The 1,240-nt window shown below is 49.3% G+C and carries 1 protein-coding gene and 1 pseudogene; both read left to right on the top strand.

Annotated elements, in window-relative coordinates:
* A pseudogene (locus tag C3938_RS18275) lies at positions 1–309 on the top strand (DNA cytosine methyltransferase); the annotation flags it as partial.
* Positions 310–1,240 (top strand): restriction endonuclease (locus C3938_RS17615; protein WP_105104613.1); only part of this gene is annotated, 931 nt, incomplete at its 3' end. It lies immediately after the preceding pseudogene.

Raw genomic sequence — 1,240 nt, 5'->3', positions numbered from 1 at the left:
TTTATTATCGTGTATTACGGTTCCGATTATGCAGGGGGATGGCAATCTCTGGATGCTCCACTTCGCACGATAACCACATTGGACCGTTTTGGGCTGGTAACCTGGGATGGCACTACTCCGTACATAAGAATGCTACAGCCACCAGAACTGCTGAAGGCCATGGGGGCAGGATCCAAACATACTCTTCCGCACGGTAACAGAAGAGAAAAAGTTAAATTGTGTGGGAATGGTGTTTGCTCACCGGTGATGGAAATGATTTTTAAACAGATTTCCCAGATTCATCTGGGCGAAATAGATCTGGCATCCTAAGTGAATCTTTCGAAGACTGACTTGATTGTTGACCGTGTTTACGGTGGATCCCGGGAAGGAAATGCTTCGGATGATCCACTTCCCAAACTTTTGGGGGTAGACAGCGGGGCCGGCTTCCGACATCTGGGCAAGCGGCCGGAAATAGAAACGCTCAAGCTGCTCGCGCTCAAATCAAACTTCAATGATCCAGACTGGCCCGATCACCTGGACACTGAAAGCGGATTGTTCACTTATTTTGGAGACAACAAATCCGTCCGCGAGATTCATGACACTCCGAGAAAGGGCAATTTAATTCTCAGAAACCTGTTCGATGCCCGACATACCTCAACTTCCTTTGATCACTTTCCCGTAATACTGCTGTTCGGCGGAACAGGGCAGTATCGCGATGTACGATTTCTTGGCTTGGCTGTTCCTGGTGCCCAGGATCTTGGTCCGGATGAAGATTTGGTAGCGATATGGCGGGCCAAGGGTTCCGCTAACCAGCGCTTCCAGAATTATAAATCTATCTTTACAGTCTTGAATGTTCCCGTTGTATCACGCAAGTGGATTGATGACATCAAGGAAGGCCTTACCGTAAATTCCCCACATGCGCCGAAAACCTGGCTTGACTGGGTAAAATCCCGAAAATTTACCCCTCTTTATGCACCCCATAGCCTGGAAATCCGCAGTAAAGAGCAGCAGCTCCCCGCAAAGACCGAGGATCTGAAAATACTGGAATCAATTTACAGGAAGTTCAAGGAAAACCCCGTACGTTTTGAGTACTGCGCTGTTGCAATTGCCAAGCTTATGATGCCAGCCATTGGTTCCTGCGAGATCACGCGTCCCTGGCGAGATGGAGGGAGAGATGCCATAGGAAGCTACAAGATCGGCAGCGGACCCAGTGCCATCGAGGTGGACTTCGCACTGGAAGCAAAATGCTACAAGCCCGGAT

The organism is Microbulbifer pacificus (assembly GCF_002959965.1).
Classification (GTDB): Bacteria; Pseudomonadota; Gammaproteobacteria; order Pseudomonadales; family Cellvibrionaceae; genus Microbulbifer; species Microbulbifer pacificus_A.
Note: the sequence above shows the minus strand (reverse complement) of the source record. Positions and strands in the feature narration are given on the sequence as shown.